This is a genomic window from Ruegeria sp. CDSC085 (assembly GCF_059610465.1).
Genome location: NZ_JBXWNR010000005.1, coordinates 122,892 through 145,054 on the forward strand (window position 1 = coordinate 122,892; position 22,163 = coordinate 145,054).

Genomic DNA, 22,163 nt, shown 5'->3' on the forward strand with positions numbered 1-22,163 from the left:
GACCTACGTTTCGGTGTACGTCCAGCGATAGGCAGGCGGGGTCGGTCCCTTGTTCCGGCCTCCCTGCTGCATTTGTTCCCACGCATGGGCCAGAATGCCAACAGATCGGGACAGGCAGAAGAGACCGCGCGCCAGCGGCGGTGCAAAGCCAAGCTCGGCGTAGATAACCGCTGTGGCCCCATCAATGTTCATCGGAACGGGTTTCCCCTTGCGCCGTGCCAGTTCTACCTCAATATCTTGCCCGATCCGCATAACGTGACCATTGCAAGCCCCGTTTTTCACGGCCTCTGAAACCAATACCATCAGGCGCGGTGCACGGGGATCAGTTGGGGTGTGGAACCGGTGGCCAAAGCCAGGCAAAATCTTTCCTTCGCTCTCTATCCACTCATCCAGCGCCTGCTCCAAACGGCCAGGATGTTGCGCCACGAAATGGTACAGGGCAACGGCCTGCTCGCCAGCGCCACCATGAATATCCCCCAACATGTTCACGGCACTGGCCATCGCGTTGTTGAGAGGCAGCCCACAGGTCACGGCCATGCGCGCCGTCGCAATGGAAGGCGCCTGAGGTCCATGGTCCACGGCGGCGACCAACGCGGCCTCGAACAACCGGGCCTGCGCGCCAGATGGTCGGTCGCCCCGTACCATGAACCAGATCATTTCCGCGAAGCTGAGATGCCCTATCAGATTCTGGATCGGCTCCCCTCGCAGGTCGATCCGGCCCGGTTCCATATCGATGATGGAAGTCGTCCACCAATCGGACACATCGCTCATATGATGCCTTCCTTGCTCAAGGCGTCAATTTCCGCGCAGGATAGCCCAATTTCAGACCAGATCGCACTATTGTCCGCCCCGAGCTGTGGTGGTGCGGTGCGCGGCATTTGCCGTAATCCATTCAATACAACAGGGCTTCCCGCAAGTTTCATGTCTTCGCCCTGCACCTGCAAAGACCCGATCAGGCCGCGACCAGCAAGTTGTTCGTCATCAAGCGCCTCGGGCACGGTCAATACCTGCCCCGCTGGCACTCCAATTGCGTTGAGTTCGCGTACCCAGTCCGATGCCGCTCTGGTCCGCAGGGTTTCCTCCAGCGCCTCACGCAGGGCGTGGCGATTGCGCTTACGGTCTTCGCGTGTTTCGTAGTCCGGGTGATCCAGCAGGTCTTTGCGGTCCAAATTACGGGCCAGTGCCTGCCACTGCTCGTCGCGGTTGGCGGCAATGTTGATGAGGCCATCAGAGGTTTCAAATGTTCCTGACGGCGCTGACGTGGTGTTTTCGTTGCCATGAGCTTCCGGAGTGACACCACCCACCAGATAGTTCGATACGACCCAACCCATTGTCGAGATCACAGCCTCGGACATCGCCACATCCAGATAGGTTCCCCGAGGATCAGCGTTCAGGGCAGCAGAAACCGCGAACGCGGCCGTCATCCCCCCGACCGTATCCGCCAATGGATAACCAACGCGATAGGGCGCAGTGTCTGGTCCTCCGGTGACGGACATCACGCCACTGATACCCTGCACGATCTGGTCATATGCCGGATCGCCTCGGCGGGGACCATCCTGTCCGAACCCGCTAATGGCGCAGTAAATCAGGTTGGGGTTCACATCGCGCAAGACGCCATATCCCAGTCCAAGCCGATCCATCACACCGGGGCGAAAGTTCTCCACCAAAACATCCGCGGTCTGGACAAGCCGCTTCAGCAGCACTTTGCCCTCTTCTGTTTTCATGTTGAGCGTGATGGACTTTTTTTCAGCATTTTGCGCCAGAAAACTGACGCCCATACCGGCCTTGTTTCTGGCAGGATCAGCTCCCAGGACGCGGGCAAGGTCGCCGCCATCAGGGCGCTCGACCTTGATCACTTCAGCGCCCATAAGCGCCAGTTGATAACAGCAATACGGACCCGCGAGGACATTCGTCAGATCGAGAACCCGTATTCCTGCCAGCGGCTCAGTCACCTTCGGCAACCCCTGCTGCCCGAGCCCGTGCGCGGCGCGCGCGGTAGCTGGGAAGAAGCACCAATAGCGCTGCAATAACCAGAAGACCCAGCGTCATTGGACGCTCCCAGATGAAGGCGATGCCGTCATAAAGCTGCATCGAACGGGCAAAGTTATCTTCCATCATGCCACCAAGGATGAAGCCAATCAGCAGCGGCGCAAGCGGGTAGTCAGCAAACTTCAACGCCGTGGCGCAAACACCGAAGCCGACGAGTATCAAAAGTTCAGTCGCGTTGTTCTGCCCGATATAGGCCCCCATAAGGGTGAAGAAAAGAATGAAGGGGATCAGGTAAGTGCGCGGAACCGAGAGAACCTTGGCAATATATGGGATCAGCGGCAGGTTCAGGATCAGCAGGACAAGGTTGCCGATGAACATTGACATAATCACGGCCCAGAAAATCTGTGGCTCGTCCAGCATCAGGCGTGGGCCAGGTGTCACGTTCAAGGCAATCAAAGCGCCAAGCAGAATCGCGGTGGTGCCAGACCCGGGAATGCCCAGCGTCAGCAGCGGCACGAAAGAACCGGTACATGCCGCATTGTTGGCCGTTTCGGGCGCTGCCAGACCCTTTATTGACCCTTTGCCGAATTCTTCCTGTTCCTCTTTAGGGGCAATGTTGCGCTCGACCGCGTAGCCGAGGAAGCTGGCAATCGTTGCGCCTGCGCCGGGAAGAACCCCGATGAAGAACCCCTGTACCGATTGACGGCCGATCACAGGCGCGATGGCCTTGGCTTCACTGCCTGTGATGCGCAGGTCTTTGATCTCGCCGTCATCTCCCTGAAGATCCTTTGGTTTGAGCACCAGAAACAACGCTTCGGGCAAGGCGAACATGGCCATGGCAAGCGTGATGAAGCCAAAGCCCGATTGCAGGTCCATGATACCCATGGTGAAACGCGGCAAGTTGAACAATGCGCCTTCACCAACTGTTGCCATGATCAACCCAACAAGCGTCATGATGACCGCCTTGGCCACTTGACCAGTACCTGCGAAGGCTGCGATTGCGGACAGGCCCACGACCATGAGCGCGAAATACTCGGCCGAGTGGAACAACAGCGCCACCGAAGACAGAGCAGGGGCAAAGACCATCAACAAAATGGCCCCGATCGTACCGCCGGCAAAACTTGCAATAGCAGCAATTGTCAACGCCTTGCCTGCTTTGCCCTGGCGGGCCATTGGGTAGCCGTCAAAGCTGGAAGCCACGGTCCCCGCGACCCCCGGCGCATTAAGAAGGATAGAAGACGTCGAACCGCCAAAGATGGCGCCGTAATACACACCGGCCAGCAAGATCAGAGCTGCGGACGGGTCGCCCATGGAAATCGCGACCGGGATCATGATGGCGATGATCGACATCGGCCCAAGACCCGGAAGCATGCCGATGAAAGTACCGATCAGGCACCCTGCGATGACCATCAGCAGGTTCTGAATTGAGAAGGCCGTTTGCAGGCCGATCAGTAGTCCTTCGAGCATGTCAGCCTCCGAAAATGCCCGGCAATGGGCGCATGTAGATGCCAAGAACTTCCTGAACCAGATACCAGACCGAGCCGGTGGCGATCAGCGCGACGAGCAGCATGACGTGCCATTTCCGCTCACCCAGAATGAAAGACCCGAGGATCAGAAAGGCCGAAGTCGAGATCAGAAACCCGACGGGGCGCAGGCAAAGCGCATAGACGACCATCAAGGCCAGTAGCATAAGCGCCTGATCAAGATGGTATTCTCCCAACCGCCGATAATCGATATCGGCTTCCTTTGGTTCCGTCTTTTCAAAGCCCAGCAAAATGATCGTGGTGGTGATGATACCCAGAACCGACAGCACTTTGGGGAACGTACTGGGCCAAATTGGGTTTCTCTGCATGAAAGGGGGCAGACCGCCATCCATCGTGAACCAAGCGGCGTAGCCATATGTCAAACACACACCCAGAAGAATGAGTGCGATCCAGCGATCCAGCGCCATGAGACCCCCTCCCTGCTCTTGTTCGTGAGGAGGCAGAGCGGTCTACCCGCTCTGCCTGAATAAGGGCTTAGAGGAAGCCCAGCTTTTTCATCAGATCGCCGATCTGCTGTTCCTGCTGCTCCAGGAACGACTGGAAGTCAGCGCCCGAGTTGTGGATGTTGACCCAACCATTGCGTGCACGAACCTCTTCCCAGTCCGGGGTGTCATACATCTTGGCAATCGCTTCCTGGTAGGCAGCCAGCTTGTCTTCGGGCAGACCGGGGGCCGCGAAAAAGCCGCGCCAATTCACAAACGTGGTATCAATACCCTGTTCCTTCATCGTCATCGCGTCAGGAGCCGCATCAACGCGTTCCTCGGACGTCACGCCGATAATCTTGACTTCACCTGCGTTTGCCAGATCGACCGCTTCCGAAAAACCGGTGGACAGGGCTGCGATCTCACCCGACAGCAGGGCCGCCATGGCTTTGCCGCCCGCATCATAGGGGATGTACTTCACGCCAAGCGCATCTTTACCCGCTGCTTCCATCACCATGGCGGCGACCAGATGGTCCATGCCGCCGGGAACAGAGCCGCCACCGATCGCAGTGCCGCTTGGGTCGGCATCAAAAGCGGCAAGCAAGTCTTCCATCGAATTGATTGGACTGTCTTTGCCCACGACGATCGCGGCATAGTCACCGATAGTGCCCGAAACCAGCGTCAGATCGCGGAAGTTGTGAGGGAATACACCGGTCAATGAGCGGATCACGATTGGCGTGGAGTTCACCATCAGCGTGCCATGGTTGCTGTCGGCATTTTCGATCAGGAACCCAATGGCTTTGCCGCCGCCGCCACCCGACATGTTTTCGTATGACGCCGTGCCTACGAGACCCGCTTTTGTCAGCGCTTCGCCCGTGCCGCGCGCGGTACCGTCCCAGCCGCCACCGGCACCACCGGGGATCAGAAAGTGGATGCTGTCCACGACCTGTTCTTCAGCCAGAGATGGCCCGGCCAGACCAAAAGCAGCCACAGCTGCGATCAGGGCGCGACGGCCCAGTGTGAATGTCGTCATTATGTCCTCCCATTTGACAACTGGCCGCATAGCGGCACAGATTGGGTAGAACAAAAACACATCAACCTGACATCAACCTGTCACGAGCGAAAATATAGCAAAAAACCCATGAAATTCCTGCTTGTGGAAGACAATATTGATCTGGCAAATGCCATCTGTTCCCGCATGAGGTTGGACGGCCATGTGGTTGATCACGCGTCTAAACTGGATGAGGCGACCGCTTTTGCAGAAACACAGGAATACGACCTTATCCTGCTGGATATCATGTTACCGGATGGGGACGGCCGCGATTTTCTGAAACGGCATCGTGCAGGCCATCTGGACACCCCTGTGATCATTTTGACGGCACGCAGCCAGGTCTCGGATCGAATCGGCTCTCTGGATCTGGGGGCCGACGATTACGTCACCAAGCCTTTCGATCATGCCGAGCTTGAGGCTCGCTGCCGCGCCGTCCTGCGCCGCAAATCCGGGAATGCCAGGACTACGATAGAAGTGGGTGGCATAGTCTTTGACCCTTTGGCAGGTCATCTAACTGTCGGAGATGAGACTGTTTCGTTGCGCAACCGTGAACTGCGCCTTCTGGAACTGTTCATCAGTGCGCCGGGACAGGTGTTTTCGAAACAAAAGCTCACGGACCGGCTTTTTTCTTATGATGACGACGTCTCGGACAATGCCATCGAGGTTTACGTTGGCCGCCTTCGCAAACATCTTGAACCTTCGGACCTGAAGATCACCACGCTCCGCGGTCTTGGATACAGGCTGGATCATGCTTCCTGATCCTCATGTGTCAGGATCGCTTCGGAACAGGTTGGTTCTGACTTTGATTGGTGGTGCCGCGATCCTTGCGTTTCTTCTGTTTGTTGCGGTTCGCAACTATGCCGCACAGGTCGCGCAACAAGGACAAGACAACATCCTCGGGGCGTCGGTCACGTCAATTCTGGACGCGGCCGCCTTGCGTGACGGCCAATTGGAGGTTGATATTCCCTACGCAGCCTTCGCAATGCTAAGCACGCCATCCGATGACCGGGTTTTCTATGCGATTTTTCAGGATGGCGTGTTTCTGTCCGGATACGAAGATCTGCCGCCGATCACTGGGCAATTCGACAGCAAGTGGAGCTTTCGATCCAGTCAGATACGGGGTGAAACTATCCGTCAAGTCAGCGCGCGACGGACCCTTGTGGGCCTGAACAAACAATCCGTCATCGAGGTCGCATTGGGCCAAACACAGGATGCGCTTGCGGAAACCCTGGACCAGATTTCACGCAACGCAGCGGTATTGGGCATCAGTTTTTTTGCCCTTGCCGCAGCACTGTCGTTTTGGGCAACTTCATCCACTATCGGCCAATTGAACAGGCTTACGACTTCTGTCACGCGGCGCGGCCCGCAGGACCTGAGCCCGTTTAAAAAACCCGTACCCCGCGAAATGGCTCCGTTGGTGGCGTCGTTGAATTCATTGATGGGGCGACTGGATCAGTCGCTGAGCCAATCGGAAGACTTTATCGCCGAGGCTGCTCATCGGGTACGTACCCCTCTGGCAACAGTCCGATCTTACGCCGATGCCACCTTGCAGAGGGTCGAAAAGGAAGAAAACCGAGAAGCTTTGCGCTCAATGGTGCGGGCCATTGATGAAAGTTCGCGCGCGGCGGGGCAATTGCTGGACCACGCGATGATCACGTTCCGTGCCGATCATCTGGAGCGCGAAGACATTGATCTCAACGCTTTGGTCCATGATCTGGTGCAACGCCTGACGCCAATAGCCGAGATGAAGGACTTGTCACTTTCCCTGAGCGGCGATCCAAAGGTTTCCTATTCAGGTGACCCCATTCTTATTCAAAACGCTGTGCGAAACATGATCGACAATGCTCTGAAATATGCTCCTGCGGACAGTTTTGTCCGCATAGAGGTTGTTTCAGAACCGCACATTCAGATAATCGTCAAAGACCGTGGGTTGGGGTTTCACCCAAACGAAATCGATACGCTGACACGCCGCTTTGAACGCGGGCAGAACGCAAGCGGTACCATCGGATCGGGATTGGGCCTTACAATCGTTCAGGACGTCGCAACTGCCCATGGCGGCACACTAGAACTGGCCAATCGGCAAGGGGGCGGCGCTTGCGTAATTTTATCGCTTTGATCTTCTTCAGTCTTCCTGTCGTTGCTGTCGCCCAGATCTGGGAGGACAGGCAGGTTTTCAACGCCTCGACGGATGAGGTGCGTCTTCGCGTCATCTCAAGCACGGACACCTTTCTGTTCAAGCCATTGATCGCCGATTTTATCGAAGAAAACCCCGGTATCTCTGTTGAATACATGGTGACAGGCACCGCGGATATTGACCTAATAGTCCGTGCCGCGCCCGAAGATTTTGATGTCGTAATCTCCAGTGCGATGGATCTGCAACTGAAGCTGGCAAACGACGGATTTGGGCGCATCATTGACGACATATCACTGCCATCCTGGGCGCAATGGCATCAAAGCCTTTTCGCTTTCACCTCTGAACCCGCGACCATAATGGTCAACCGGGCGGCCTTTGCCGGTGGCCATATCCCAGAGACCCGGCAACAACTGATTGAAATCCTTCGTATGCACCCCGATGATTTTCGGGGCCGAGTAGGTACCTATGATATCCGTCAATCCGGTCTGGGTTACCTGTTCGCAACACAGGATGCCCGTGCGTCTGAGACCTATTGGCGGCTCATGGAGGTAATGGGTGGATTGGACGTGCGCCTGTACTGTTGTTCGGCAGATATGATTGATGACCTCGTCAATGGAGAGATTGCGGTGGCTTACAATGTTCTGGGCAGCTATGCCGAAGCCCGCGCCGGAAGCAAGGACACCGTGGAAATCATCCTGCCATCAGATTTTCAGACAACCATGATGCGTACAGCGATGGTATTGAATGGCACCCCTCAACCGGACGCTGCCACGTCTTTTCTCAAACACCTGATTTCCAACCAAACCGAGCGGGTAGGAGACCGCGTTACCTTGCCACCCTTGGCAACACACGAGACTGGCACTGACCGCGAAACGATTGGGCTGGACCCGGCCCTCATGACATTTCGGGACAAGCTGAAACGCCGCCGTTTTCTGGCTGAATGGGAAAACGCGGTTATCCAGCGATAACCGCGTCCGCATCATTCGCGAAACGCGCGATTGAAGTAGTCCGCCATTGGTTTCACAAGGTAGGACAACGGTGTGCGTTCATCGGTCTTGATCAGTGTCTCAACCGGCATGCCCGGCAATAGTTCCTGACCATTGAGCCGGTCGATCTCACCGTCATTCAGCACTACTTCGGCGCGGTAAAAGGTGAAACCAGACTGTTCATCCGTGAATGTGTCCGCTGAGACGTTGTTGACCTGTCCCTCAAGTTCGGGCGTTTCGCGTTGATTGAACGCCGGGAACCGCAGGGCAACGGGTTGCCCAACATGCAATTGATCCACATGGATTGCATCGACCCGCGCAGCAACCAGTAGCGGCGTGTCCTGCGGAACCACATACATCATAGGTTCGCCCGGCTGAATGACGGATTGCAATGCAAAGACCTGACTGCCGTAGACAGTTCCACTGACAGGCGCACGGATTTCCAGCCTGGTCAAACGCTCTGCCAAGGACAGGCGTCGCTCCCACAGTTCCGCTACCTGTGCCTGAGCGTCCCGCAAAGTGGTAATTGCTTCTTCCCGTCGGGTCGCGGTCAGTTCGACAATCTGAATCTCGGTAGACGCAATCTGTCCCTTCAGTCGCGCGACAGCCGCTTCCAACTTGCCGATTTCACCTGTAAGGCTGGCCTCTTCCCGTTGCAGCGCCAGAACCCGGCTGTTCTGCGTCAAACCCCTGCTCAACAGGCTTTGCTGATCTTCCAACTCCGCCTCAATCAACTCGGTCTGGCGGCGCAATGAGACCAACTGAGCCTGTGTGCCTTCAATCTCGCTTTCGATCTGAACCAGCTGTTTGCGCAGCTGCTCATCCTGCTTGGACAGAGTTTCCAGGCGGGCGTCAAACAGGTTCTGTTGTCCCTCAATCAGGTCGGGATCAATGTTGTTTTCTTTTTGAACCTCGGCCAGGCGTGCCGCCAAGTCTTCGGATGTCAAACCGTCCCGTTCGGCCTCAAGCCGGGCACGGCGGGCCAGCAGATCAAAGAGTTGAGACTCTACAATAGTCTGTTCCGACGACATAAACGTGTCATCCAACCGCAAAAGCAAATCGCCCGAGGCGACTCCATCACCGTCGCGCACGAAAATCTCGCCAACCACGCCGCCGTCTGGATGTTCAACGACCTGACGATTGCTCTGCACTTCGATTACACCCGGAGAAACAATTGCTCCGGCCAGCCGCGTTTTCACGGCCCAAAGCCCCAATCCGCCAACCAGAATGCCAAGGGCAAGAAATCCTACAAACGCAGGAGTTTTGATGCCCCAGACTGGCAGCGGCTTTTTAGTAGATTTTTTCGCCATTATTCACCTACGGGGCTGAGCTTGCGCTTAATCGCGCCCGCATTCTGGACCATTGCGTTCAGAACCTCATCGCGACTGCCGAACCTGACCACTTGGCCTTTTTCGACGACTGCCAGATCGTCACATTCCGAAATGGCCTGCGGGCGGTGCGTCATGATGATGGCGCCTTTTCCTGCCGCCTTGAGGCCACGCACGGCCGCATTTAAGGCTTCGGTGCCGTCTGCGTCCAGGGCCGAGTTCGGCTCGTCAAGAATGAGCAAGACCGGATCGCCATATAGCGCGCGGGCTAACGCTATGCGCTGTTTCTGACCGCCCGACAACTGACTGTCATTGCCCTCAAGGAATGTGCCATAGCCTTTTTCCAATGACAGGATCAGTTCGTGTGCATTGGCCTTTTTGGCCGCCGCAACCACCGCCTCGGAATCCGGGTTTTCCGACATCCGCGCAATGTTCTCAGCAACGGTTCCGTTAAACAGAGTGACCTGCTGCGGCAAGTACCCGATATGGCTGCCCAGATCGTTTGGATCGTATTGGTCCAAAGTGGCGCCGCCCAACCGGATCTCGCCGGCTGCGGGCCTCCAAAGCCCAAGCAATGCCTTGGCTAGGGTCGTCTTGCCCGATCCGCTTTTTCCGATGACACCAAGCGCCTTTCCCGGTTCCAGTTTCAAGTTCACATTCCGCAACGTTGGCGCAGAAGCGCCCGGAGGGATTACTGTCAGGGATTTGGCTTCCAGTTGCGACTTGGGGATAGGCAAACGTATCCGCTGTTCTTCCGGCGGTGTCTGGTCCAGAAACCGGGTCAGAGAGATCCAGGACGTGCGTGCCCGTTCAATCAATCCCCATTGGCCGACAGCCTGCTCGACCGGTGCCAAGGCACGCCCCAAAAGGATCGAGCCTGCAATCATCGCACCCGGAGTCATTTCGTTTTGCAGAACCAGCCACGCGCCCAGAGCCAGCATAGCCGATTGAAGAAATAGCCGAAGCGATTTAGTCAGCGACGTGAAGCTACCGGTCCAGTCACTGGCAGAAATGCTTTGACGCAAAGCATCCGTACGCTGGTTCAACCACCGCTTGGTGACGTCCGCCTGCATTCCCTGAGAACGCACAACTTCCGCCGCTTGCCGCGCCTGCTCAGAGAAAGCGTTCGCTCGTGCCGCTGCAGATTGCGCAGCAGCCACCTTTCGGCTGGTCAGGGCCTGGTTAAGCAGTGCAATCATTACCAGTAGCAAGCCGCTTGCAACTGCCAACCAGCCAAGCAGTGGATGAAACAGGAAAATTGCCCCGAGGAAAACGGGCGTCCACGGAATATCCATCACTGCAAGCAATACGGGCGAAGAACACAAGGTACGAATGGCCTCCAGATCTCGCAGTGCGGTCGCCGGAGCTGATCGCACCTGAGGCACCAGTGATCGGCGCAATGTGGCTTCGAAAACGCGTTCATCTAGTTGCGACTGGAACCGGGCGCCAAAGCGGGCAACGATGCGACCACGCGCATAATCGAGCATAGCCATCAGCGCATAAAGCAATGCGACGAGCAAAAACAGTGCGGTCAGAGTTTCAACCGCTCGCGAGCCAAGAACCCGGTCATATACCTGCAACATGAACAGGGGACCTGTGAGCATGAGCAGGTTAACGAAGATGCTGAACAAAAACGCCAAGGCCAGAAAGGCGATGCCCTGATTGCGCACTTTGCGCAATTCATGGCGAGGGGCCGCTGATACGCGGTGTTGAGGTTTCACAGTTTTAAATCCACATCATTCCGGAAGGCAACGCCGCATTTAGAAAGTTAGTTCAGCGTTGCCAAGTTTGCACATGTTTTTTTGAGCAAGAAACCGCAGACCATGCACAGGAAAGGGCACTTTTTGGCCAATGCCAAAAAGAATGTCATAACATTTGTGTTTTGTGCCACTATCGCATCAAAGCTCTGGGGTCGATGCCTAAAGGACCTGACTATTTCCGTGGATTTAACCAACGCAAGATTAGGTTGGCGGCGATGATCACCAGCACGGTCCGTATCAGGTGATGAGTGATGACAAAGCCTAGATCAGCGCCCGAAACAATTGCCAGAACCGTCATCTCGGCCTGCCCCCCAAGAGCGAAAGCAAGAAAAGCTTCGACGGGGCTTCCCAACTCAAGAGTTGTAACTACGGCAGTGAATCCTGCGGCCAGAATGGCCAGCACAACAACATAGGCAACGATCCGGCGCAATTCACCCCAAGTCACGCCGACAAACTTCACTCCAATAGCGCAATTTTTCTCCACCTTTCCAGCCAATAAGTGCCGCCAGAACCATCAGCAGCAGCTCATGAACTGGTAACTCATGCGCTGGCTGCCCAATAGGGTTGGTGAGTTCGGCGCTGTAGAAAGCCGTCAGGAACAATGGTGCCAAAGTGTCGATGATCAACACGCGCGTACTGTGGATCAAAGACAGGGTTCTCGGGTCGGCTCCAGCCTCGGCGCCAAAAAGGATCATGTCCTGCAATCCGCCCGGCATCGCCGCGTAAAAAGCGGTTTTTTTCGTCAAACCCCCAAGCTTTGCGAAAAAACGGCACACCAACAAGAGCGATCAGTACAATGAAGGCGGGGACCAACATGATCGATGCAGCCATCTTGGGCAATTCGACGAATAGCGCTGGCGTGATCGATGCACCAACTGCAACGCCCAAGATCGTCCTGGCTGCGACGGAAACCTGCCCAAATCCGTCCATCGGCGCCTGGGCCATCTTGGCGATCAGGCAAGCGGCCATGGGGCCGAACAAGAACGGTAGCGGAAGACCCAATATCCAAAAGACCGCTGTGCCAAGCGCTGCAATTCCAAAAGTCACCAACCTTTTCACACGGCGGGAGAGGGGATTCTTTGAAACGGACAAAACTTGAATTCCGTTGCCATTGATCCATGATGTATTCTTTTGTATGCGAATGGATGCAAGGTGCAAGTATGAGCATGATGGTCTACCAGGACGACGCGAAACAGCCGGGCCCACAAGGCAATTCCGTGTATCAGCGGCTGCTGGATGAGATTCGCGAAGGCGCGCTTTTGCCCGGCGATCGCTTGAGAGAAATAGACCTGTCTGAACGGCTAGGCGTCAGCCGAACTCCTGTTCGCGAAGCGATCCGACAGCTTGAGGCTGATGGGCTTGTCACGCATGTGCCGAGACAGGGCGCATCGGTCCGAAGCCTGAGTTATGCCGAAGTGATGGAGCTCTATGAGATGCGCGCCGTGCTTGAAGGTACTGCGGCCCGAGCTGCGTCAGATGTCGAATTAGACGAGCTGGAGGTTCTGAACGACCGACTTGCCAAAGCAGGTACCGGGCCGGAAGCTGCCCGGATCAACCGGTGTTTCACGCCACGCTGTTGGATGCGGTCAAAAAACGGTTTCTGGCGAAATCCATGCTTTCATTGCAAAAGGCGCTGCTGATTCTTGGACCGTCACAACTGTTGGACAATGAGCGGGCGGATGCCGCAGTCGCTGAACATCGGTGCATTATGACAGCCCTCAAATCTCGCGACAGCGCAGCGGCCGAGATGGAAATGCGAGCACATATTGAGGCTGCCCAGAGGATGCGCATTCGCGCCCTTCAAAAACGCGACCGCACAACCGATCAAGGTCAATAGGACAAACGTAAATAATACCTCCTCACAAAGATGCTTAGAACATCACTGTGATCGGTGGTGGTAATTCTCAACACACCCGACATTTTCACTGCACTCATTCAAGCCTCTCGGACCTTTTGATCGGGACATACGGCGAAGTCGTACACATGCCTAAGCCGCAAGCCGCCATTCTGCGAATTTTCTCAGTGGACTTGCGTAACCTTCACTTGTCTGGGGCTCGAGGTCGTCGAAACAGCGCAATGTTCGCCCGCAAACGGCGAAACAAGAAAACTATGGCGACGCCAGGGAAATCATGGCCGGTTCGAACTTGGGGCAGGGCACGATGAGGGATGCAGTTGCCAATGCGGCGCTGATTTGGCGGCGACCCTGGCCGACCCGAACAAATGCCGAATTGGCAATCTTCGAATACATCAATGGCGTCTACAACCCACGTCGACGGCACTCAGCAATAGGCTGGAAAAGCCCAGCCGCCTTCGAACGGAAAGTGGTCTAACCGAGCACTTGGGGCCGCACTAAAACGCGACACGTCCACTGTGAACTACGCCAGAAACGGCACCGTCAGTCTAACCGAACGGGCCGCCTCCAGCGCCAAAGTTTTTCTAAACCCAAAAGCTGTCTTCGTCCAAAAGGGGCATAAGTGTCGGACTGGTCTCGTCGTCCTCGATGTCCATGTTTCCACTCGACAAGGCGGCCAAGGGGTCTTCGGAAACAGGGAGCACCGTATCCTGAGCCTGATGCAAGCTTACCAGCGTGTAGTCGTCTTCTGCGTCTTCGTGACCGCCAAGATCGGCGACGAACTTCAGATAATCAACCGTTTCATCCCAATCAGACATTCCCAATTTTTCTTCGCCCGTCGGTGTGTTCTGATCGGCTGCTGCAACTCGAGCGAGTTTGGGCAGTCCGTTTCCGACTGTCCCACTGCCGTCGATATCAAAGCCATAGAAGGTTTCGACTGCCGCCACGTCAGCGATGGTGTTGGAACCGACATATACACCATTGGAATCCGTGACCCATTCCCCATAGGACCCATCCGAATTCTTCCACAACACCCTGTAGCCGCCGCCCGAAGCTTCGGCCTGAATGGCCTGCCAGCCAGGGAAACTGTTCGGCCCGACAGTGGCGTTGTTGAATGTCAAAGTCGTGGTGCCGTCAATCAGATATTCACCCTGGGTTGACGCCCCCAGCGTTGTCCCGCCGTTGGATTCAAGGTTGATCGTTCCATGACCCGTCAGCCCGTCATTGTTCAGGTCAACGCCATAGAAGACCTCGACATCCGCAACATTGTCGATTGTTGCACTGCTCTGGAATTCACCAGCCGCGTTTGTAGTCCATTCTCCGTAAGACCCGTCGGAATTCTTCCACAGCACCCGATAACCGCCGCCAGAAGCCTCGGCCTGAAGCGCCTGCCAGCCGGGGAAGCTGCCAGGACCGGCAATAACCTGATTGAGCTTCAAGTCGATGTTGCCGCCAATTACATATGCGCCATTGGTTGACCATCCCAGCGTCGTGGAACCGTTGGACTCGATGCTGGTCGTGATATGACCGATTTGTGCATCATTGTTCAGGTTGGCGCCATAGAAGACCTCGACATCCCGAACGTCGTCTATGGTGCTGCTGCTGACAAAACGACCACTGGCATCGGCCACCCATTCCCCAAACGTGCCGTCCGTATTCTTCCATAGCACCCTGTAACCGCCGCCAGAAGCCTCAGCCTGAATGGCCTGCCAGCCGGGGAAACTGCCCGGGCCGGCCTTGGCACCGTTGAGCGTCAGTTCAATGGTGCCGTTAATAAAATACGAACCCAGACTTGACGAAACGAGCGTCGTGGAGCCATTGGATTCAACCGTGACCGTACCGTGACCCGTCAGCCCGTCATTGTTCAAATCAGCGCCATAGAAGGCCTCAACATCTGCCACATTGCCGATGCTGCTGCTGCTGAGGAACTGACCATTGGAGTTGACGGTCCATTCCCCATATGTCCCATCCACGTTTTTCCACAGCACTTTGTAACCGCCGCCCGAAGCCTCGGCATGAATGGCCAGCCAGCCGGCAATCGTGTTTTGACCAACAGCCTGACCATTAAAAATCAGCGTCACGTTCGAACTGCCTGCATCCAGTACGTAAATGCCCTGACTTGCATGTTTCAGTGTCGTACCGGTCGTTTCGATATCCGAAAGCTGCATGGCAGCTTCGATATTCGAACGGCTATACGCCTGTGATCCATTCAGGAATTGAATGGCCTCGACATCATCTTCCACCGTAAAGGTGATACGCGACACGGCATCGATAAATTCGTATTTCGTGCCGTTTTTGATGAACAGATAGCTGCTGATTGCGCTGACAAATCGGACTGTGTCAGTACCGCTTCCTCCGGAAAACGAGCCGGCATTGTTGGTCACAATGGCCCAATCATCCCCTTGGCCACCGAAAACCTGGTCAGCGCCGGAACCGTTCGCCAGATGAATAGTGTCATTCCCCAAGCCACCATAAATGGTGTTGTTGTTGGTTCCGTCAGAGACTGAATAGATTTTATCGTGACCATGGTTGCCATTCAGGACATTCTGGGCAGTATTCCCGACAATCACGTCATCACCGGTCCCTCCGGTCGCGTTTTCGATCACAACGCCATGAGCGATTGTAAAGCCGCCCTTTATTCCCGCGGCGTAAGACACAACGCCGCCGCCGGTGTCGGAATAATCCAGTGTTGCCGCCCGGAGATCGATCCACGCAGTCGAACTACCAACATGCTGGATCGTATCATTTCCACCTGTATCCCAAATAGACTGATAGCCGGTTCCCGCAACGTTTGCTGAGGGGAGCGTGTAGGTGTTGTTGGCAGAATTGTGCGTAGAATTCGCGCCATACATCGCCTGCAGCGCGGCAATGTCCAGTGCGCCAAGACCAGTTGAACCACCATAAGTCGCGTTGACAGAGAGAATTCCGTTCTGTGAGGTCCAGCCGTCATTATATGACATCACTGTGTAGACACCCTGATTCAGGTTTCCTGCTCCGAAGGAGCCAAATGGCGATGTGACGCCAATCAGCAAAGTTGTTCCCAAGCCGGTGTCGTGGGGGTGACCCAACCCAAGCGCGTGGCCCAGCTCATGTATCAAGGTTGTAAAGAAAAACCCGCCCGGATCCCCATTGCCATTTGCTCCGGCAGTCCAATAAGCTGTATTGAAAGCCCCTACGGAGGGACTATTTGATGGCGTATAGTGGAAGCCAAGCGTTCTGGGATCTGTAAAATAACTTGTGGGCGCAATAACTTCCACCAAGTCGGCTGAAGCACTGCCGGACTCGACAAAGCGCACATTTGCCAAGGCCTCGATAGCAGAAAGAGCCGCTCGGAATTCCGCCTTGTATTCTGCACTCCACGCTTGTGTGCCCACGTATTGTTCGAAGTGATAGGAAATTTCGGTGGGGTTCGAAGGATTGCCGTCACCGTAGGCAACAAAACCTTGTATCGAGCTGAGCGGAGAAGAAGCGGAAGGTCTTGGAATTATAGTCGTAGTAGCCATTGCACAGCCCTGTACCTCGGAAGATTAGATTGCACTCGGATGCACGCTTAAATTGTTCTTTTTATGACAAGCTATTACGCACCGATCCTTTTGAAACAGTAGGTGACACCATGTTTCAAATGACACTTTCTTTCAACGGTAGAATCGTCTCATAAGTGCAACAGAATATCGCGAGCACTACCTGTACGGCGACACCTGCGGCCGATTGGGGTGGGGTGTTCGACCCAATTTCCGCCTCAGCTTGCGGAACTCGTCTTGACGCTTTTGATCCGGAGGGTAGGTTTTTCCTTTCCCCCGCAAAGACTTGCCTTGCAGGCTCTGTCGATAGGGATTTCCAGTGTTTTTGTATCAGTCAGGATCGCCGAAGGTGGTATCCACACGTCTTTCGCCTGATTACGCGTTCCATTTGCGCTGACATCAGATAAAGCTCCAAAAGCCAGAAACCGCGGTGCATGCACACCGATCGAACTGAGCGCCGAGAGCGATTTGCTACGTTGAACCGTTGGCGACATACTCAGCAATGGCGGCTCGGCTGCCACGCTGCCATATCAGCGTCAGCCAGCGGGCAAAGGCTTTGGAAAAGTGTGGGCTGATTCCAAAGTCACCGCTGTAGAAACCCTGCTCCAGCCAAAGCTCAGGTTCGGTTTTGGACGCCAGCGCTGTTCTGTTCAGGCTTTCCCACTGGGGGTCATTAGGAGTGATCTCGGAGCCATCTTCACGAACACCCTCACACATCCGGCACCAGAACGCTTCGGCAAGCGCGAGCCCGTGTACAGAAGAACCTGATGCAAGTGCATCGCGCAGCGAAGGCAGCAAGAATCCCGGATGTCGTGCCGATCCGTCGAATGCGACCCTGCGTGTGGTATCGTGAATCGCAGTGTTTGCAAATCGCCTCTCAACCAACTCAAGGTACTCTTGCGCAGTTGTTTCGGGAACGGCTTCGACATGAGGCAGGATTTCTTCAGCTTGCACTTTTCCAAAGAATGCCACGATGGCCGGATCCTTCATGCAGTCGGCAATCGTCGGAACATTCAGTATTTCTCCGACATTTGCGAGCAGTTGATGACCTCCGTTCAAAATGCGCAACTTCATTTTCTCGTAACTATGAACGTTGTGGGTCAGTGTTACTCCGACTTTTTCGAGAGGCGGGCGCCCGGCACAGAAGGCATCCTCGATTACCCATTGGCGAAAGTTCTCATGCGAGACGGGCGCTTTGTCATCGACGCCAAGGGTATGGCATTGCGAAACCAATTGGTCAGTCGTTGCTGGCACGATGCAATCCACCATTGAATTCGGGAACGCGCCATTCCTGTCAATCCAGCTGGCCAGTTCCGGGTCGGACATGCGCGCCAATCCGACAATACAATTTCGCAAAATTGATCCGTTGCCTTGAAGATTATCGCAACTGAGCGCCGTAAACGGCTTCAAGCCCTCGGCGCGCCGTTGTCTGAGGGCCGCAACCATTGCACCGAAGGCCGTACGGGGCTGATTGGGGTTATCTGCATCATGACGAATGTCAGTGTGATCAGTATCGAAGGCGCCGTTGTTGGCATCCAGAAAATAACCACCTTCGGTAACGGTCAGCGAAACAATCCGAGTAGCCGGCGCGGCCATCGCCTGGATGAGGGCGGCGTTGTTTTCCTCGATCGGCAGGTAATCGATCATTGAGCCAATCACCTCAGCAGACATTCCTTTTGGACCCAACTCGATCAGCGTTGTAAGGCAGTCCTGTGCAAGCAGTCGCTCTCGCATAGCGGCGTCATAGCTTCGCACACCCGCCCCGACGATCGCCCAGTCATGGGCCTGCCCCTGTTGCATGAGCTGGTGAATATACCAGGCCTGATGCGCGCGATGGAAGTTACCCAATCCAATATGAACGATGCCCGGCGTCAGATCCGAACGTTCATACTTCGGGGTCTTCACGGTTGTTGGCAGATCTGAAAGGCGGTCTTGCCGCAGCAGTGTAGGAGATTTCGCGTTCGCCACAGGGTCCATCAGCTCATCCAGTTTCCGCCGTCGATATTGTAAGTCTGCGCGACGATGTACTTGGCCTCGTCAGAGGCCAGAAAAACCGCCATGCCTGTCAGGTCTTCCGCGCGCCCCATCCGGCCATATGGAACAGCTGCCGCCACTTCACGCTTTTTCTGGCCAAGGGGCTTGCCTTCATGCTTTGCAAAAAAGGCGTCCACGCCGTCCCAATGTTCGCCATCGACGACACCGGGGGCAATCGCGTTTACATTGATCCCATGAGAAATCAGGTTCAGCCCCGCCGATTGGGTAAGGGATATGATCGCCGCCTTGCTGGCGCAGTAGACAGCGACCAAAGGTTCGCCCCTTCGTCCTGCCTGCGAGGCCATATTGATAATTCGGCCTTTGGTTCCGTGCTCGATCATATGTTTGGCAACTGCCTGCATCGTAAACAGCGCACCCGCGACGTTGATGTCAAAAACGCGATTGTAGTCGGCGCGTTCAATCTCAACGATTGGTGCGGCGGTGAAGATAGCTGCGTTGTTGATCAAAATGTCGATCGGGCCGAATTGGGTCGCGGTTTTTGCCACAGCCTGATCAACGCTCTGCTGGTTGGTCACGTCCATCTCGACAGCGAAAGCCGCCGCGCCAATGTCGGCGACTACGTCCTGCGCGCGCTGGAAGTCGATGTCGGCGACGGCGACGCGCGCACCCTCTGCCACATAGGCCCTGGCAAATGCCAATCCAATGCCCCGCGCTGCCCCAGTGATCAGGGCTGTTTTGCCCGTCAGACGTTTCATTCGATCCGCAGGCCGTCTGCGTCAAATCGATGGATCACATCGGCGCGTGGTGTCAGGTGTATGCGATCCCCATGACGGAAACCGACCTCGCCGTCTGCACGCACGGTAATCGTTTCAGCCAATCCGGTTTCGTGGATATGGAAAAATGTGTCCGAACCAAGGTGTTCCGAGACGCTGACGACCCCGGACCATTCTCCTTCGGTTTCCGAAACTGCAATGTGTTCCGGTCTAATACCTATCGTTTGGGCCCCGTGTTTTGCGGCCTCCGGTCCTTCGATGAAGTTCATCTTGGGTGAACCAATAAACCCCGCTACAAACAGGTTGCGCGGCGTCCGATATAATTCCAGCGGGCTGCCTACTTGTTCGATCACACCGGCTTGCAGTACAACAATCTTATCGGCCATCGTCATGGCTTCTACCTGATCGTGGGTCACGTAGATCATCGTTGTGGCAAGGCGTTCATGCAGTTCGCTGATTTCCAACCGCATGCCGACCCGCAGTGCTGCGTCGAGGTTGGAGAGCGGTTCATCGAAGAGGAAAGCAGCGGGTTCACGAACAATGGCCCGACCAATGGCGACGCGCTGACGCTGACCACCGGACAACTGGCCCGGGCGGCGATCCAGGTAGTCGGTCAGGTTCAAGACACTGGCCGCGCCCTCAACCCGCCTGTCGATTTCAGCCTGATCCAGTTTCGCCATGCGCAGCGGAAATGCGATGTTCTTGCGAACGGTCATATGCGGGTAAAGCGCATAAGACTGGAACACCATAGCCAGTCCTCGTTTGGCGGGCGGCACGTCTGTTGCATCTGCGCCATCGATTTCTATGTGGCCGCTGGTGATATCCTCCAGCCCCGCGATCAGGCGCAGGAGCGTGGACTTGCCACAACCCGATGGGCCGACGAAAACGGTGAATTCGCCATCTTCAATGGTCAGGTCCAAGGGTGGAATAACCTCAACGTCGCCAAATTTCTTGGTCACAGACTTGAGTTGTATACGTCCCATGAGTCGTGTTCCTTATTTCACAGCGCCGAAGGTCAGGCCGCGGACAAGTTGTTTCTGGCTGAACCAGCCGAGGATCAGAATAGGTGCAATCGCCATGGTCGACGCCGCGCTGAGCTTGGCAAAGAACAAACCTTCCGGGCTGGAATAGCTGGCGATGAAGGCCGTAAGCGGTGCAGCATCAACGGCAGTCAGGTTGAGCGTCCAGAATGCCTCGTTCCAGGCCAGAATGAAGTTCAACAGAACGGTTGATGCGATGCCGGGAATGGCCATTGGGGTCAGAACGTAGAGGATTTCCTCTTTCAAAGTCGCGCCGTCCATGCGCGCCGCTTCCAAGATCTCTCCGGGAATTTCGCGGAAATAGGTGTAGAGCATCCAGACGATGATCGGCAAGTTGATCAACATCAGCACCACGACCAGCCCACCGCGACTGTCCAGCAAACCCAGCTGAATGAACAGCAAGTAAATCGGGTACAGAACACCAACTGCAGGCAACATCTTTGTGGACAGCATCCACAACAGAATGTCCTTGGTGCGTTTGGACGGAACAAACGCCATCGCCCAGGCTGCGGGTATCGCCACGATCACACCCAGAACGGTCGATCCGCCTGCGATGATGACCGAATTCCACAGGAACCGCATGTAGTCCGAGCGCTCTTGCACGATGGCGTAATTTTCGAGCGTCCAGTCGAAGTTGAGGAAGATCGGTGGGCTTGCAATCGCCTGCGCCTCGGTCTTGAAGCTGGTCAGGATCGTCCAGAGGATTGGGAAGAAGATCAGCAGACCTACGGCCCAGGCAAAGGCAGTGTTTAGTGTTTTGCGTTGTGTCGTGACGGTGCGGGCCATGGTTTTGTCTCCTCACGCGTCCAGGTTTTTGCCGACAATGCGCATCAGGAAGATGGCAACGATATTGGCAAGGATGATTGCATAGACACCACCGGCAGATCCGAGGCCAACGTTCTGGCTTTCCAAAACGCGCTGGAAGATCATGTAGGTCAGTGTACGGGTGCCGAAGGCGCCGCCGGTGGTCACGAAAATCTCGGCGAAGATCGACAATAGAAAAATCGTCTGGATCAGGATCACAATCGTTATGGCGCGACCAAGATGCGGCAGGATGATGTGATAAAAGCGTTTCAGCGGCGGCGCGCCATCCATTTCGGCCGCTTCCAGCTGTTCACTGTCCAGAGATTGGATAGCGGTCAGCAGGATCAGCGTTGCAAAGGGCAGCCATTGCCACGAAACGATCATGACGATCGAAGTCATCGACGCCTCGGACAGCCACGAAATCGGCTCAGCCCCGAAAAAGCGCCACAGATGGGCCAGCAAACCGTTCACCGGGTCCATGAACATGTTTTTCCAGACCAGCGCTGATACGGTCGGCATGACAAAGAATGGCGCAATCACAAGGATGCGGACAACGCCCTGTCCCCACATTGGCTGATCCAGCAGCATGGCCAGCAGAATGCCCAGAACGACCGTAATCACCAGCACGCCGCCAACGATTACCAAAGTCGCCTGAACTGCAGGCCAGAAGGAACTGGAGGATACGAAACGAACGTAGTTGTCGAACCCGACCCAACCCAGATCACCTCCACGCAGCGGCAGGTATTTCTTGAAAGAAAAATACAGCGTCATCGTCAGAGGCACGAGCATCCAGCCAAGCAGCAGGACCACTGCGGGTGCCATCATCAGGCGGGCAACTGATCGGGATTGTTGAGTAGCCATAACGCAAACCCTCTCTGTTCAGGCGTAACTCAGCCTGCGAGAAAAACGCGAATTGTGGAAGGGTTGAACGGGGGGCAGACCTCTGCCCACCCGTTGGGAGGAT

Annotated in this window: 18 protein-coding genes and 2 pseudogenes; 6 read left to right on the forward strand and 14 right to left on the reverse strand. The window is 55.6% G+C overall.

Going from position 1 to position 22,163, the window contains the following annotated elements; all coding sequences use genetic code 11:
* Window positions 1–3: 3 nt before the first annotated feature.
* From AC2FJB_RS09975 to AC2FJB_RS09995, 5 genes are all read right to left on the reverse strand, one after another.
* Window positions 4–771 (reverse strand): citryl-CoA lyase, encoded by a 768-nt coding sequence (locus tag AC2FJB_RS09975; RefSeq protein ID WP_496718204.1) that lies wholly within the window; start codon window positions 769–771, stop codon window positions 4–6.
* Window positions 768–1,952 (reverse strand): CaiB/BaiF CoA transferase family protein, encoded by a 1,185-nt coding sequence (locus tag AC2FJB_RS09980; RefSeq protein WP_117874049.1) that lies wholly within the window; start codon window positions 1,950–1,952, stop codon window positions 768–770. The genes AC2FJB_RS09975 and AC2FJB_RS09980 overlap by 4 nt, the downstream gene beginning before the upstream one ends.
* Window positions 1,945–3,456 (reverse strand): tripartite tricarboxylate transporter permease, encoded by a 1,512-nt coding sequence (locus AC2FJB_RS09985; protein ID WP_117873339.1) that lies wholly within the window; start codon window positions 3,454–3,456, stop codon window positions 1,945–1,947. Before AC2FJB_RS09985 ends, AC2FJB_RS09980 begins: the two co-directional genes overlap by 8 nt.
* A 1-nt stretch (window position 3,457) precedes the next feature.
* Entirely contained in the window at window positions 3,458–3,940 is a 483-nt protein-coding gene (locus tag AC2FJB_RS09990; protein WP_117873337.1) for a tripartite tricarboxylate transporter TctB family protein, read from the reverse strand.
* 67 nt (window positions 3,941–4,007) lie between these two features.
* Window positions 4,008–4,988: a Bug family tripartite tricarboxylate transporter substrate binding protein gene (locus AC2FJB_RS09995; protein WP_496718205.1), complete on the reverse strand. Its 981-nt coding sequence runs from the start codon at window positions 4,986–4,988 to the stop codon at window positions 4,008–4,010.
* A gap of 108 nt (window positions 4,989–5,096) precedes the next feature.
* Between AC2FJB_RS09995 and AC2FJB_RS10000 the strand changes: the two genes are divergently transcribed.
* Genes AC2FJB_RS10000 through AC2FJB_RS10010 form a run of 3 tightly spaced genes read left to right on the forward strand, consistent with a single transcriptional unit; the run spans window position 5,097 to window position 8,108 of the window.
* Window positions 5,097–5,765, forward strand: coding sequence for a response regulator transcription factor (locus AC2FJB_RS10000; protein WP_117873333.1), 669 nt, complete (start codon window positions 5,097–5,099; stop codon window positions 5,763–5,765).
* Window positions 5,755–7,122, forward strand: a complete 1,368-nt coding sequence (locus AC2FJB_RS10005; RefSeq protein WP_496718206.1) for a sensor histidine kinase — start codon at window positions 5,755–5,757, stop codon at window positions 7,120–7,122. The genes AC2FJB_RS10000 and AC2FJB_RS10005 overlap by 11 nt, the downstream gene beginning before the upstream one ends.
* Window positions 7,101–8,108 carry an ABC transporter substrate-binding protein gene (locus AC2FJB_RS10010; protein ID WP_496718208.1) on the forward strand — a complete coding sequence of 336 codons (1,008 nt, stop codon included), beginning with the start codon at window positions 7,101–7,103 and terminating at the stop codon, window positions 8,106–8,108. Before AC2FJB_RS10005 ends, AC2FJB_RS10010 begins: the two co-directional genes overlap by 22 nt.
* Window positions 8,109–8,119: 11 nt before the next feature.
* Here AC2FJB_RS10010 and AC2FJB_RS10015 read toward each other — a convergent pair whose 3' ends face one another.
* The 3 genes and pseudogenes from AC2FJB_RS10015 to AC2FJB_RS10025 all read right to left on the reverse strand — a co-directional run bounded on the left by AC2FJB_RS10015 (window position 8,120) and on the right by AC2FJB_RS10025 (window position 12,273).
* Complete coding sequence (locus tag AC2FJB_RS10015) at window positions 8,120–9,436, reverse strand: HlyD family type I secretion periplasmic adaptor subunit (protein ID WP_496718209.1); 1,317 nt, start codon at window positions 9,434–9,436, stop codon at window positions 8,120–8,122.
* Window positions 9,436–11,175: a type I secretion system permease/ATPase gene (locus AC2FJB_RS10020; RefSeq protein ID WP_371415324.1), complete on the reverse strand. Its 1,740-nt coding sequence runs from the start codon at window positions 11,173–11,175 to the stop codon at window positions 9,436–9,438. The genes AC2FJB_RS10015 and AC2FJB_RS10020 overlap by 1 nt, the downstream gene beginning before the upstream one ends.
* Window positions 11,176–11,386: 211 nt before the next feature.
* Window positions 11,387–12,273 (reverse strand): annotated as a pseudogene (locus tag AC2FJB_RS10025) (AbrB family transcriptional regulator).
* Window positions 12,274–12,374: 101 nt separating this feature from the next.
* Here AC2FJB_RS10025 and AC2FJB_RS10030 point away from each other — a divergent pair.
* From AC2FJB_RS10030 to AC2FJB_RS10040, 3 genes and pseudogenes are all read left to right on the forward strand, one after another.
* Entirely contained in the window at window positions 12,375–12,854 is a 480-nt protein-coding gene (locus AC2FJB_RS10030; protein ID WP_496818244.1) for a GntR family transcriptional regulator, read from the forward strand.
* The gene (locus tag AC2FJB_RS10035; RefSeq protein ID WP_496718212.1) at window positions 12,827–13,051 is read left to right on the forward strand and encodes an FCD domain-containing protein; all 225 of its coding nucleotides are present in this window, start codon (window positions 12,827–12,829) and stop codon (window positions 13,049–13,051) included. The genes AC2FJB_RS10030 and AC2FJB_RS10035 overlap by 28 nt, the downstream gene beginning before the upstream one ends.
* A 343-nt stretch (window positions 13,052–13,394) precedes the next feature.
* Window positions 13,395–13,544, forward strand: a pseudogene (locus tag AC2FJB_RS10040) (IS3 family transposase); the annotation flags it as partial.
* A 106-nt stretch (window positions 13,545–13,650) separates the two neighbouring features.
* On the opposite strand, the gene AC2FJB_RS10045 reads toward AC2FJB_RS10040, so the two are convergent.
* The 6 genes from AC2FJB_RS10045 to AC2FJB_RS10070 all read right to left on the reverse strand — a co-directional run bounded on the left by AC2FJB_RS10045 (window position 13,651) and on the right by AC2FJB_RS10070 (window position 22,060).
* Window positions 13,651–16,569 carry a M10 family metallopeptidase C-terminal domain-containing protein gene (locus AC2FJB_RS10045; protein WP_496718213.1) on the reverse strand — a complete coding sequence of 973 codons (2,919 nt, stop codon included), beginning with the start codon at window positions 16,567–16,569 and terminating at the stop codon, window positions 13,651–13,653.
* A 489-nt stretch (window positions 16,570–17,058) separates the two neighbouring features.
* The gene (locus tag AC2FJB_RS10050) at window positions 17,059–18,564 is read right to left on the reverse strand and encodes a mannitol dehydrogenase family protein (RefSeq protein WP_496718215.1); all 1,506 of its coding nucleotides are present in this window, start codon (window positions 18,562–18,564) and stop codon (window positions 17,059–17,061) included.
* Window positions 18,564–19,337, reverse strand: coding sequence for an L-iditol 2-dehydrogenase (locus AC2FJB_RS10055; protein WP_299898181.1), 774 nt, complete (start codon window positions 19,335–19,337; stop codon window positions 18,564–18,566). The genes AC2FJB_RS10050 and AC2FJB_RS10055 overlap by 1 nt, the downstream gene beginning before the upstream one ends.
* Window positions 19,334–20,338: an ABC transporter ATP-binding protein gene (locus tag AC2FJB_RS10060; protein WP_496670717.1), complete on the reverse strand. Its 1,005-nt coding sequence runs from the start codon at window positions 20,336–20,338 to the stop codon at window positions 19,334–19,336. The genes AC2FJB_RS10055 and AC2FJB_RS10060 overlap by 4 nt, the downstream gene beginning before the upstream one ends.
* Before the next feature lie 12 nt (window positions 20,339–20,350).
* Complete coding sequence (locus tag AC2FJB_RS10065) at window positions 20,351–21,181, reverse strand: carbohydrate ABC transporter permease (RefSeq protein ID WP_117873318.1); 831 nt, start codon at window positions 21,179–21,181, stop codon at window positions 20,351–20,353.
* 12 nt (window positions 21,182–21,193) lie between these two features.
* On the reverse strand, window positions 21,194–22,060 hold the full coding sequence (locus tag AC2FJB_RS10070; RefSeq protein WP_117873316.1) for a carbohydrate ABC transporter permease: 867 nt from the start codon (window positions 22,058–22,060) through the stop codon (window positions 21,194–21,196).
* Window positions 22,061–22,163 lie beyond the last annotated feature (103 nt).